We start from the raw sequence: 11,842 nt of genomic DNA, 5'->3' as shown, positions 1-11,842 counted from the left end.
GATGAAACCCACGCAAACCCTTTACCTTCTGGCCGCCGACCGCGACTTCCGCCTCTTGCGGGGCGCGCGGTCCGAACTGGCCGAGATCGCCCATCGCAAGGCCGACGACTATCCCGACGTGCATGGCCGCGACGCCCCGCCCCCCAGCCGAGGCCAGTCCGGCGGCATTTCCTTCAACACCACCGAGCCCGGCGCGCATGAGGCCGAGGAGCGCCGCCGCTTTGCCTGCTACGCGCTGGAGGCGCTGGAGAAGGAATGGGCCAAGGGCAAGGCCGACCGTATCGTCATCGCCGCCGGTCCCAGGATGCTGGGCGAGCTGCGCGACCAGCTCCCGAAGGCGCTGGCCGCGCATGTGGCGGCCGAGATGCCCAAGGACCTGATCCGGGTCGCGGTCCACGACCTGCCCACGCATTTCGCCGATCTGCCGGGAGAACTGTCGGGGGACTGAGAGGCGAGGGAAGAAAGTCGGGCCGGCGTCATCCGTGGCGCGGAGGCTTGCCCAGAAGCGCCCGCAGTTCCTCGATCTCGAGAAGCGCCTCGCCGCGATGCACCATGGCATGGCAGTTTGGGCAGAGCGGCACCAGATCGCGCGCCCCGTCCACTTCACGCACCCCTTCGGCGGCAGCAAGTGGATTGCGGTGATGGAAGTGCATGAAGCCCTCCCCGCGCAGCCCGTAGGTCCGGCCGAAATCGATCTCGCAGCCTTCGCAAATCAGCCCGCCGCGCAGGTTTCGCCAATACGCCTCGGCCTCCCGCCGCGCCTCGGGGCTGCGTTCGCGGCTGTTGGTGGTGATCTGATGCACGGCACCTTCGGTGAAGACAGTGCGCGCAACCAGTTCCTGGGGCGAGAGCGCCAGATCGGCCGCTGGATCGTCCGGTCCTGGAACATGGAAGTCCAAGGCGCGCAACTTGTCGCGGGCGTGATGGGCATTGAAATCGGACGCGCGCAGTCCGGTCGCTTGGCCCCAGACCGCCTTGGCGGGCAGGAACTCACCCGTATCCGGGTGCTGCACGAACCAGACCTTGGCGGCACCGAACCCTTCGGGCAGCCCATGCCGCGACACCTGGTCCATGGCCAGAAGGACCGCCTCGTGTCGGGGCTCCGCAGCGGTCGGCACGTAGAAGACCCGCACCGCCCGCGATGACGGCGTACCCTTCGACGGGTCGGAAACCCCCAAGGCAGCCAACGAGCCAAGGTAGGCTTGCCACGCTTCTTCAAAGCCCGAGGCGCCGTCGCGCAGCGCCACATAGCTTGCCTCGGTCAGGCGTGGATGGTGACGTGCCAGTTCCTGCCTCGGGAGGTTGTCGGCGAGCATGTCCTTCCGGTGCAGTCCCGTGATGACGCGGTGCAGGGGGACGAAGGGAAACGGCCCTTCCGCCGCGATGAAATCGGTGCTGTTCTTCAGATGTCTCGATGCGCGCGCGCGGTTGGTGCTGTAAAGCGCAGCGAGTTCCCGTGCCTTTGCAAGGACCTCCGCCCGCCTCACCCCTCCATCGCCTCCAGCTCGTCGATGAAGCCGGCGATCATGCTCAGGCCCTTGTCCCAGAACTTCGGATCGCTGGCGTCGAGGCCGAAGGGGGCCAGCAGTTCCTTGTGGTGCTTGGACCCGCCGGCCTTGAGCATGGCGAAATACTTCTCCTGGAAGTCCGGCAGCCCGCCTGCATAGGCGGCATAGAGCGCGTTCACCAGCCCGTCGCCGAAGGCATAGGCATAGACGTAGAAGGGCGAGTGGACGAAGTGGGGGATATAGGCCCAGAAGGTCTCGTACCCGTCCATGAACTCGAAGGCGTCGCCCAGCGACTGAGCCTGGACCGACATCCAGAGCGCGTCGATGTCCTCGGGGGTGAGTTCCCCCTCTGCGCGGGCGGCGTGCAGCTTGCATTCGAAGTCGTAGAAGGCGATCTGGCGGACGACGGTGTTGATCATGTCCTCGACCTTGCCGGCCAGCAGGGTCTTCCGCTCGGCGGGTGTCCTGGCGCCGTCGAGGAGCTTGCGGAAGGTCAGCATCTCGCCGAAGACCGAGGCCGTCTCGGCCAGCGTCAGGGGGGTCGAGGCCAGAAGCTCGCCCTGACCCGCCGCCAGCACCTGGTGGACGCCGTGGCCCAGCTCATGCGCCAGCGTCATCACGTCGCGCGGCTTGCCGAGGTAGTTCAGCATCACATAGGGATGGACGGTCGTCACCGTCGGATGGGCGAAGGCGCCGGGGGCCTTGCCGGGCTTCACGCCGGCGTCGATCCAGCCCTTCTCGAAGAAGGGTTTCGCCAGATCGGCCATCCGGGGATCGAAGGCGGCATAGGCCTCGGTCACCGTCCTGCGCGCCTCGGCCCAGTCCACGATCTTCGGCGTCTCGATCGGCAGGGGGGCGTTGCGGTCCCAGACCTGGAGCTTGTCCAGCCCCATCCATTTCGCCTTCAGCCGGTAGTAGCGGTGCGAAAGCTTGGGATAGGCCGCGACCACGGCATTGCGCAAGGCCTCGACCACCTCGGGCTCGACGTGGTTGGAGAGGTGCCGGCCATGCTGCGGCGTCGGCATCTTGCGCCAGCGGTCGTGGATCTCCTTTTCCTTGGCCAGCGTGTTGTGGATGCGGGCGAAGAGCTTGACGTTCCTGCGGAAGACCCCGGCCAGCGCATGGGCCGCCGCCTCGCGCCGCGAACGGACCGGATCGGTCAAGAGGTTCAGCGTGGCTTCCAGGTTCAGTTCTTCCGGCTCGCCCTCGACCTGGAACATCAGGCCCGCCATGGTCTCGTCGAAGAGCTTGTTCCAGGCGCTGGCGCCGACCACGCTTTCGTCGTGCAGGAACCTTTCCAGCTCGTCCGACAGCTGGTGCGGCCGCATCGCGCGCATCCGGTCGAAGACGGGTCTGTAGCGGGCGAGCCCGGCATCGGCGGCCAGGAGGCCCGCAAGATGGTCGTCGTCCAGCCGGTTGAACTCGAGGCTGAAGAAGACCAGCGGCGTGGTGGCGTCGGTCACCCGGTCCTGTGCGTTGCCCATGAACTGGGCGCGCTCGGGGTCGATGGTGTTCTGGTAGTAGCGCAGGCCCGCGTAGGACATGAGCCTGCCGGCGATCACGTCGATGCGTTCGTATTCCTGCACGCAGGCCAGAAGTGCGGCCGCGTCCAGGCTTGCGAGCTTGCCCTCGTAGCTTGCCGCAAAAGCCGCGCAGGCGCGGTCGAGCTCGGCCATGTCGCGGGCGAATTCCGGCGCGTCGGGCGCGGGATAGAGATCGGTCAGGTCCCAGTCGGGCAGGTCGCCGAACCCGCTGCCGGTGGCATTCGCGTCGAAAACGGGCTGGGGCAGGGGCAGGGTCATGGGCTTCTCCGAATGAGGTCAGGGTTCATCTAGGGGGCAGGGGGCGGGAAGCGCAAGGGCAGCGCGCGGCTTTCGCGGTCCCCTCCTCGTTCGACATCGTCTCCTCGTCGGAGGGCCCGCCGCGAGGAGTGACGAAGTCATCGACGAGCGGCAGCGGGGTCACCCCGCCGCCTTCAGGAGCGCCCGCAGGCTGTCCAGCGTGTCGATCTCATCCACGCCCTTGTCGCGGCGCCAGCGCAGCATCCGGGGAAAGCGCAGCGCGATGCCGCTCTTGTGGCGCGGGCTTTCCTGGATGCCCTCGAAGCCGATCTCGAACACCAGCTCGGCCGGCACCTTGCGCACCGGACCGAAGCGTTCCAGCGTATGGCGCTGCACCCAGCGGGTGATCTCGGCGAATTCGGCATCGGTCAGGCCGCTGTAGGCCTTGGTGAAGGGCACCAGTTCGTTGCCGTCGCGGACGGCGAAGGTGAAGTCGGTGAAGAGGTTCGCCCGCCGTCCATGCCCGGCCTGGGCGTAGAGCATCACCGCGTCCACGCTCCAGGGGTCGAGCTTCCATTTCCACCAGTCCCCCCGCTTGCGGCCGGTGAAATAGGCCGATGCGCCGCGCTTCAGCATCACCCCCTCCGCGCCGCCGGTCCGGGCGGTGGCGCGGATTTCGACCAGCGACGGCCAGTCGGGAAAAGCCAGCAGCGGCGAGGCGGCAAGCGGCAGTCCGGCGGGCAGCGCGGCCAGGATCTCCAGCAACCGCGCCCTTCGGTGCGACAGGGGGCGGTCGCGGATGTCCTCGCTTCCGTCCTCGAGCAGGTCATAGGCCAGGATCCGCGCCGGGGCCTCGGCCAGCAGGGTTTTCGGCACGGTCTTGCGCCCGATCCGCCGTTGCAGCGCGGCGAAGGGCAGGGGGCGGTTCGCGGCGCCGTCCCAGGCCAGCACCTCGCCGTCGACCACCGTTCCCGGCGGCAGGAAATCGGCCAGCGGGGCCAGGTCGGGGAAGCGGTCCGTGATCAGTTCTTCCCCCCGGCTCCAGAGCGCGAAGGCCCCCGGCCGCGCGATGAGCTGGCCGCGGATGCCGTCCCATTTCCATTCCGCCAGCCAGTCGCCGGGCGCACCCAGCGCCTCGGGCCCGTCCTCCAGCTGGCTGGCGAGCGCGAAGGGATAGGGCCGCGCATCGCTGCCCGCGTCGCCTGCGATCAGGGCCGCGAAGGTGATCCGCGCCGGGTCCCAGTCGCCCATCAGCCGGTGGGTGAGGGTCGCCTCCTCCACCCCCGTCGCCTGCGAGAGCGCCCGGGTCATCAGGCCCTGCGCGACGCCCATGCGGAAGCCGCCGGTCAGAAGCTTGTTGTAGAGGAAGCGTTCCGTCGCCGGCAGCTGCGCCCAGGCCGCCAGCACCGCCTGCTTGCGCTGGTCGGCAGGCTGGCCGGTCAGCCGGACCAGGCCGCGGATCGCCTGATCCAGGCCCAGCTCCCCGGTCGCCGCGGGCGGCGGCAGCAGAAGCGCGATGGTCTCGGCCAAGTCGCCCGCCACGCTGTAGCTTTCCTCGAACAGCCAGTCCGGCACCCCGGCCACCTCGGCCGCCCAGAGGCGGAGTTCGGTGGCGTTCACCGCCCGCCTCGGGCGGCGGCCGGTCAGGAGGGCGACGGTCCAGACCCGGTCGGCTTCGGGGGCCTGCCGGAAATAATCGGCCAGCGCGGCGGTCTTGGCCCCGGTCCTTGTGGTGCCGTCCAGCGCGGCGAAGAGGGCGGCAAAGCGTTTCATTCGGCGAGCGGCTCCTCGGCTTCTTCCTCGTCGCCGAAGCGGGTCTCGACGATGCCGGCATCCAGGCCCTGCGTCTCCAGCCAGCGGCGGAAGGGGGCGGTGTAGCCATGGGTGACGAAGACGCGGCCGGCCCCGGTGGCGCGGACCGCGTCGTTCAGACCCGGCCAGTCGGCGTGGTCGGAGAGGACGAAGCCGGTCCCCAGCGCGCGGCGGCGGCGGATGCCGCGCACGGCCATCCAGCCGGAGACGAAGGCCTCCTCCACCGGGCCGAGGCGGGCCGACCAGGCCGAGCCGAGGGCCGAGGGCGGCGCGATCACCAGAGCGCCGGGGTGGGTTTTGGGAGTCAGCTCTGCGGTTATCCGCACGGTCGGGGGCAGCGGATAGCCCTGCTCGCGGAGGGTCCGGGTCATCTCCTCGACCGCGCCGTGGGTGAGGATCGGGCCCCTGCCGCCAAGGCCGGCCAGCAGGCGCTGGGCCTTGCCGAAACTGTAGGCCCCGAGGACGGAGGTCTTGCCGGCGGCTGCGTTGGCGGCCCACCAGTCGGCGATCCGGTCCATGACCCGGGGCTGCGGTTCCCAGCGGAAGATCGGCAGGCCGAAGGTGCATTCGGTGATGAAGGCGTGGCAGGGGACGGGTTCGAAGGGCTCGGCCAGGCCGTCGGCCTCGGTCTTGTAGTCGCCGGAGACGGTCCAGACCTCGCCGCCCACCTCGACCCGGATCTGGGCCGAGCCGGGGACATGGCCGGCCGGGTGGAACGAGACGCTGGCCGCGCCGATCCGCCGCGCCTCGCCATAGGCGATCCCCTCGGCCGTGATCGGGCCCAGGCGGCGGCGGATCACCGGCAGGGCCTGATGGGTGGCGAGGTAGGCCGCCATGCCGGGGCGGGCATGGTCGGAATGCCCGTGGGTCACGAGGGCGCGCGGGACCGGGCGCCAGGGGTCGATGTGGAAATCCCCGGCGGGGCAATAGATGCCGCGGTCGGTGAAGGTGAGGACGGGGGTGGCCATGGAGGAAGGATAGCACGGGAGGGCCCGCGGGAAAGGGTCTGCCCGCGCGGGCTGGCGATATGGGGCCTCATGATTTCAATGGCTTGGGTGCGGGCGCCAGGAAATCGTCAGGGATGTTCCTCTCCGGTCCTCGCTGCGGCGGCGGAGGTGGCCGGCAGTCTGCCGGGCGCAAAAAACCGGCCCGCGCGAGGCGGGCCGGAGGAATGGGCTGCGTTCCAGGGAGGGAAGGCAGCCCGCAGTGCTAGAGGTCTTCGCGCCCGGATGCGCCCTGGACCGCCGAGCAGTCCACGCGGGCGAAGGCGCCGCCGCCGACATGCACCCAGTCCTTGCCCACCGAGGCCGCAAGGAAGGCATCGCCGTCGGAGGCGGCCAACTCGGCCTGGGGATGGCGCGGCAGGACGAGCGTCTTCATCAGGACGAGATAGGCGACGAAACCGGCGGGAAAGCCGATGACGAAGGCATATTCCGACCACCAGGCGGCCAGACCGCCGGCGATGATCCAGGCCAGGAGGCCGGCGATGTTGAAGCCTCCGGCATAGCGGTACTGGCCCTGGGGGTTGAACAGCTCGGGCACGTTCACCTTGCGGCCGCGAATGACGTAGTAATCGGCCACCATGATCCCGCCGATGGCCGACAGGAAGGCGCCGTAGTAGCCGAGGAAGACGAAGAGGTTGCCCAGGATCTCCCAGGGGAAGCAGAGCGTGCCGACGATGCCGGCCAGCGCCACGCCGGTCTTGTAGTTGATGCTGCGCGGCGCGAGGTTGATGAAGGTCAGCGCGGCGGGGATCAGGTTGGCCGAGTTGTTGGTCGACCATTGCGCCAGCACCACCAGCGCCAGCAGCACGACCAGCACCAGGCCCTGGGCATCGGCCTGGATCACCTCGACCGGGTTCCAGTTGCCGGTGGCGATGAAGGAGACCGCGCCGATGCCGGCGATCATCGCCTGCGTGGCCGGAAGGGCGACGAGCTGCGCGAGGAAGATGTTGCGGTTGCGGGCGAGAAAGCCGCGCTGGCGGGTCTCGGTCCTGACGAAGCGGGTCAGGTTCGGGATGTCGATCGCCATGGTGGACCAGAAGCCCATGTTGGCGATGAAGAGCACCAGGAGCGACATCTGCCCCTCGGCGCGGAAGGTCCAGATGTTCAGCCCCTTGGTCTGGGCCAGCCCCTCCAGCGAGAAATACATCCAGACCGAAATGGCGATGATCGCGGGCGCGGCCAGCGAGGCCAGCCGCTCGACCGACTTGATGCCAAGCATTGTATTGGCGACCTGGACCGCGCCGAAGGCGAGATACCAGAGGAACCAGTTGGAAAAGCCCAGGAAATATTCGCCGATGCCGTTCAGGGCCAGCGCGCCGAGATAGGTCTGGATGCCGAACCACATCGCCGCCACGACCCCGCGCGAGACAGCCGGGAGATGGGTGCCGTGGATGCCGAAGGGCGCGCGCAGGTAGACGGCGAAGGACAGGCCGTGCTCGGTGCCGATGTCGGCGGTCAGGATCATGAAGGCGCCGATGGCGAGGTTGGCGGCGAAGATGGTCAGGATCACCGTCCAGAGCGGGAAGCCGCCTTGGATTCCGGTCGCCCCCAGCGAATAGGTGGCGATGATCACCGCGATGCCGACCCAGATCCAGGCATAGCCCAGAACGCCGATCGGGCGCTGGCTGGCGCGGGTGGGCAGGATGCTTTCCTCGATGAGCGCGGTGCGATCCGATGGCCGGTCGCGGCTGCTGTCTATCACTGTCATGGTCTGTATTTCCCTGTTTCTGGCATGAACGTGCTTGTCGTGCGTGCGCCGCAGCGCCCGCCCGCTTCGTCCTTGGAAGAGGAAGGGGGCCGTGGTGGCGGCCCCCTTCGGTTTCAGTCGGGCTTGCGCAGTCTGGCGCGCTGCTTTTCGGTGGCGGCCATGTCGACCGTTTCGGCATCGAGGTCGATGACGACCCCATAGACATCCCTGGCCTGGGCGAGGGTGCAGAAGCCGTCCAGCACATCCTCCAGCACCTTCAGGGGCGGGCGGTCCAGCGGGTTGCCGTAGCCGCCGCCGTTCGGGCTGTAGTAGGTCATCACGTCGTTCGCCCCGACCGCGAGGCCGGAGAATTTCGACGGCATGTCGCGAATCTCGCCGGGACGGTTCGGGTTGGTGATGGTGCAGCGGCCCACGGTGCCGTCCTGGCCGCCGAAGATGCCCCAGGGCGCGTCGGTGTGGCGTTCGGATTCGTGGGTGATGAAGGCCGGGGTCAGCACGCGCTGCGCCTTGACCACGCCGATGCCGCCGCGGAATTCGCCCGCGCCGGGGGGTAGGTCGTCGCGCAGCTCGTAGCGGTCGCAGATCATCGGGATATGCATCGCCAGATCTTCCAGCGGGTTGTTCCGCGTGTTGGCCATCAGGTTGTCGATGCTGTCCGGCCCGTCCGAGCGCGGCCGCCCGCCATAGGCGCCCTCGTTCACCTCGAGGAACACCCAGTAATCGCCCGAGGGCCGCACCCCGGAATAGGCGGCGAAGCTGATCGAGGCGGAGGAGCCCGCGATCACCTTCTCGGGCATCACCGGGGCGAGGGCACGGATGATCAGGTCGATCATCCGGTTGCACTGGGTGAAGCGGGCCTCGGCGCTGGCCGGGGCGCGGGGATTGAAGATCGAGCCGAGCGGCGCCGTCACCTTGATCGGGCGGAACGAGCCTTCGTTCGACGGGACGCGGATGTCCGAGGTCGCCGCGTCCAGCAGCAGCTTGCGGAAGCCCGCATAGGCCGCCACCTTCGTGGACCCCTCGAAGGGCACGTTGTAGGCGGTGGGCGTCTGGTCGGCCGAGCCGGTCAGGTCGACCTCGACCTCGTCGCCGCGCACGCGGACCGTGACCTTGACCTTCAGCTGCCTGTCGCGGTTGCGACCGTCGTCGTCCAGCCAGCCCTCGGCGGTGTAATCGCCGTCGGGGATCTCGCTGATCCGTTGCCGCGTCATCCGCTCGGCATAGTCCATCAGCTGGTTGGCGGCGGCGAAGACCGTCGCCTCGCCGTATTTCTCCAGCAGTTCGACGAAGCGTTTCCCCCCCAGCCGGGCCGAGGCGACCTGGGCCTCGATGTCGGCGACCAGCTGCCCCGCCGCGCGGCTGTTGCGGCGGATGTAGTTCCACATCGCGTTGTTGGGCTCGCCCTTGCGGTAGAGCTTGGTGCCCGCGAAGAGCATCCCCTCGGCATAGACGTCGGGCACGTCGATGATCAGCCCCGGCGTCGCCGCGCCGATGTCGACGTGGTGCGCCGTGTTGCCGGCAAAGCCGACCAGCCGGCCCTGGTAGAACACCGGCACCACGATGGCGAGGTCGGGGGTGTGGCTGGAGCCGAAGTAGGGGTGGTTGTGGACGACCACGTCGCCCTCGTACCACTCCTCATCCTCCAGCGTCTCGGCGATGCCGCGCAGGTAGCCGGGGATCGAGCCGATGTGCATCGGCGTCGATTCCGACTCGCACAGCGTGTTGAAGTTCACGTCGAAGAGGCCCGCGCCAAGGTCCTGGCTTTCGCGGATGATCGAGGAGAAGGACATCCGGTACAGGACATGGCCCATCTCCTCGGCGATGGTCTCGAAGCTGCCGCGGATCACCTGGAGCGTGATCGGATCGACGGTCAGCACGTCAGGATTGGTCATGACATTCATGGTCTTGTCTCCTTCAGGCGCCGATCGGGCGGATGCGGGTGTTGCCATAATCCAGCGTCTCGGCGACGTAGCCGGGCGGGACGAGGGTGGTCGCGTTGTGCTGGTGCAGGACCGCGGGCCCCGGCACGCGGTCGCCGGCCAGAAGCTTCGTGCGGTCGTAGCGCGGGGTTTCCAGCGTGCGGCCGTCGTCGAAGGTGGTCGGGCGCACGAACATCAGCGCGCGGTCGATGCTGGATCCGTCGGTCGCCGCGATGGTCGGGATCTCGATCCGCCGCACGCTGGCCGAGCCGATGGCGCGCAGGGTGATCAGCTCGACCTCGGCCTTGCGGTAGCTGTAGCCGTAGTCCTGCTGGTGCTGGTCGTGGAAGCTGTCGGCGATCACCTGGACGTTGCCGGCATCGACCGGACCCTCCGGCATCGCGGCGCGCAGCTCGAAGCCCTGGCCGTGGTAGCGGCACTCGGCCACGACGGTGATGGTCTGCTGGTCGCGCGGGATGCCATCGCTGTCCAGCTCGGCCTGGACCCGCTCGTGCAGGGTGGCGACGGCGGCGTTGATCCGGGCGAACTCGGCCTCGCCCGCCTTCATCAGCTCGACGATGACGGCCTCGGTATGCTCGTATTGCAGGTCGGTCTTCAAAAGGCCCACGGCAGCCGTGATCCCCGGCGCGACCGGCACCAGCACGTCCTTGCAGGACATCGCCTCGGCCAGCGCCACGCCATGCAAGGGACCGGCACCGCCGAAGGGCATGATCGAGAATTCGCGCGGGTCGATGCCGCGCGCGACCGAGTTCGACCGGATCGCCAGCGCCATGTTGTTGTTGATGATCCTGATGATCCCCAGCGCGGCCTCGCGGACGGTCATTCCCATCGGCCGGGCGATCTTCTCCTCGATCGCCTTGTAGGAAAGGCTGGCGTCAAGCTTCAGGTCGCCCCCCAGCGCCATGTCCGGGTCCAGCCGGCCCAGCACGATCTGCGCATCGGTGACGGTGGGTTCGGTGCCGCCGCGGCCATAGCAGGCCGGGCCGGGTTCGGAGCCGGCCGAGCGCGGGCCGACGTGGAAGGCCCCGGCCTCGTCGATATAGGCGACCGAGCCGCCGCCCGCGCCGATGGTGACAAGGTCGATCATCGGGGTCAGCACCGGATGGCCCGAGACATAGGTGTCGCGCGGGTTCATGATCTTCACGCCACCCGCCGGGATCGTCGAGATGTCGGCCGAGGTGCCGCCGATGTCGACGGTGATGATGTTCGCCTCGCCCGCCATCGCCCCTTCCGAGGCGCCGCCGATCACCCCGCCGGCCGGGCCGGACATCAGGATGCGGATGGGCCGCTTGGCGCAGGCGTCCACGGTCGAGACGCCGCCGTTCGACTGCATGATCCGCAGTTTCGAGGTCACCCCGGCCTCGCGCAGGCGGGCATCGAGGTCGCGCAGGTAGAAGGCGGTCTTCGGCCCGACATAGGAGTTCATCGCCGCGGTCGAGAAGCGTTCGTATTCCCGCATCACCTTGGCCACTTCCGAGGAGAGCGTGACATAGGCGCCGGGCAGTTCCTCCAGCACGATTTCCTTGGCGCGGACCTCATGGGCGTCGTTCAGGAAGGCGAACATGAAGCCGATGACGACCGAATTGATGCCGCGCTTGCGGAACAGGGCGCAGGCCTCGCGGACCGCCTGTTCGTCCAGCGGCGTCACGATCTCGCCGGTCGGCGGCAGGATGCGCTCAGCCACGGCGATGCGGTTGCGGCGCTTGACGAGGGGCTGGCTTTGCCAGGGCACGTCGAAATGCAGCGAGAAGTTGTAGGGGCGCTTGTGCCGCCCGATGTGCAGGATGTCGCGGAAGCCCTCCGTCGTGATCATCCCGCATTCGGCGCCATTGTGCTCGATCGTGATATTGGTCGCGGTCGTCGTGCCGTGGACGATGGTTTCCACCTCGGCCGGGGCGATCCCGGCCATGCGGCAGATGCCCTGCACGCCCTCGACCACGCCGATGGACTGGTTCTTCAGGGTGGTCGGCACCTTGTGGTAGAAGACCCCCTTCGCGCATTCCAGGACGAGGTCCGTATTCGTCCCGCCGACATCGACACCAATTCTGGCCATTTCATCTCTCCTGTCGTTCGTCCGCCTCTCGAGGGG

At 68.4% G+C, this 11,842-nt stretch carries 8 protein-coding genes; 1 reads left to right on the top strand and 7 read right to left on the bottom strand.

Annotated features, from left to right (window positions below; genetic code table 11):
* Position 1: 1 nt before the first annotated feature.
* Complete coding sequence (locus I7S92_RS03405; protein ID WP_197642076.1) at positions 2-448, top strand: baeRF12 domain-containing protein; 447 nt, start codon at positions 2-4, stop codon at positions 446-448.
* Between the two features lie 28 nt (positions 449-476).
* On the opposite strand, the gene I7S92_RS03400 is transcribed toward I7S92_RS03405, so the two are convergent.
* From I7S92_RS03400 to I7S92_RS03370, 7 genes are all read right to left on the bottom strand, one after another.
* A complete protein-coding gene (locus I7S92_RS03400; RefSeq protein WP_197642075.1) occupies positions 477-1,487 on the bottom strand; it encodes an HNH endonuclease in 1,011 nt (336 codons plus the stop codon).
* The gene (locus tag I7S92_RS03395) at positions 1,484-3,310 is read right to left on the bottom strand and encodes a M3 family oligoendopeptidase (protein WP_197642074.1); all 1,827 of its coding nucleotides are present in this window, start codon (positions 3,308-3,310) and stop codon (positions 1,484-1,486) included. Before I7S92_RS03395 ends, I7S92_RS03400 begins: the two co-directional genes overlap by 4 nt.
* Positions 3,311-3,469: 159 nt before the next feature.
* A complete protein-coding gene (locus I7S92_RS03390) occupies positions 3,470-5,062 on the bottom strand; it encodes an ATP-dependent DNA ligase (RefSeq protein WP_197642073.1) in 1,593 nt (530 codons plus the stop codon).
* Positions 5,059-6,069 carry a ligase-associated DNA damage response exonuclease gene (locus I7S92_RS03385; RefSeq protein ID WP_197642072.1) on the bottom strand — a complete coding sequence of 337 codons (1,011 nt, stop codon included), beginning with the start codon at positions 6,067-6,069 and terminating at the stop codon, positions 5,059-5,061. The genes I7S92_RS03390 and I7S92_RS03385 overlap by 4 nt, the downstream gene beginning before the upstream one ends.
* Before the next feature lie 241 nt (positions 6,070-6,310).
* The gene (locus I7S92_RS03380) at positions 6,311-7,813 is read right to left on the bottom strand and encodes an NCS1 family transporter (protein WP_197642071.1); all 1,503 of its coding nucleotides are present in this window, start codon (positions 7,811-7,813) and stop codon (positions 6,311-6,313) included.
* Positions 7,814-7,926: 113 nt separating this feature from the next.
* Positions 7,927-9,714, bottom strand: a complete 1,788-nt coding sequence (locus I7S92_RS03375; protein WP_242070056.1) for a hydantoinase B/oxoprolinase family protein — start codon at positions 9,712-9,714, stop codon at positions 7,927-7,929.
* A gap of 13 nt (positions 9,715-9,727) precedes the next feature.
* The gene (locus I7S92_RS03370) at positions 9,728-11,806 is read right to left on the bottom strand and encodes a hydantoinase/oxoprolinase family protein (RefSeq protein WP_197642070.1); all 2,079 of its coding nucleotides are present in this window, start codon (positions 11,804-11,806) and stop codon (positions 9,728-9,730) included.
* Between the last annotated feature and the right edge of the window lie 36 nt (positions 11,807-11,842).

This window comes from Tabrizicola soli, from assembly GCF_015999335.1.
GTDB classification, from domain to species: Bacteria; Pseudomonadota; Alphaproteobacteria; order Rhodobacterales; family Rhodobacteraceae; genus Tabrizicola; species Tabrizicola soli.
Note: the sequence above shows the minus strand (reverse complement) of the source record. Positions and strands in the feature narration are given on the sequence as shown.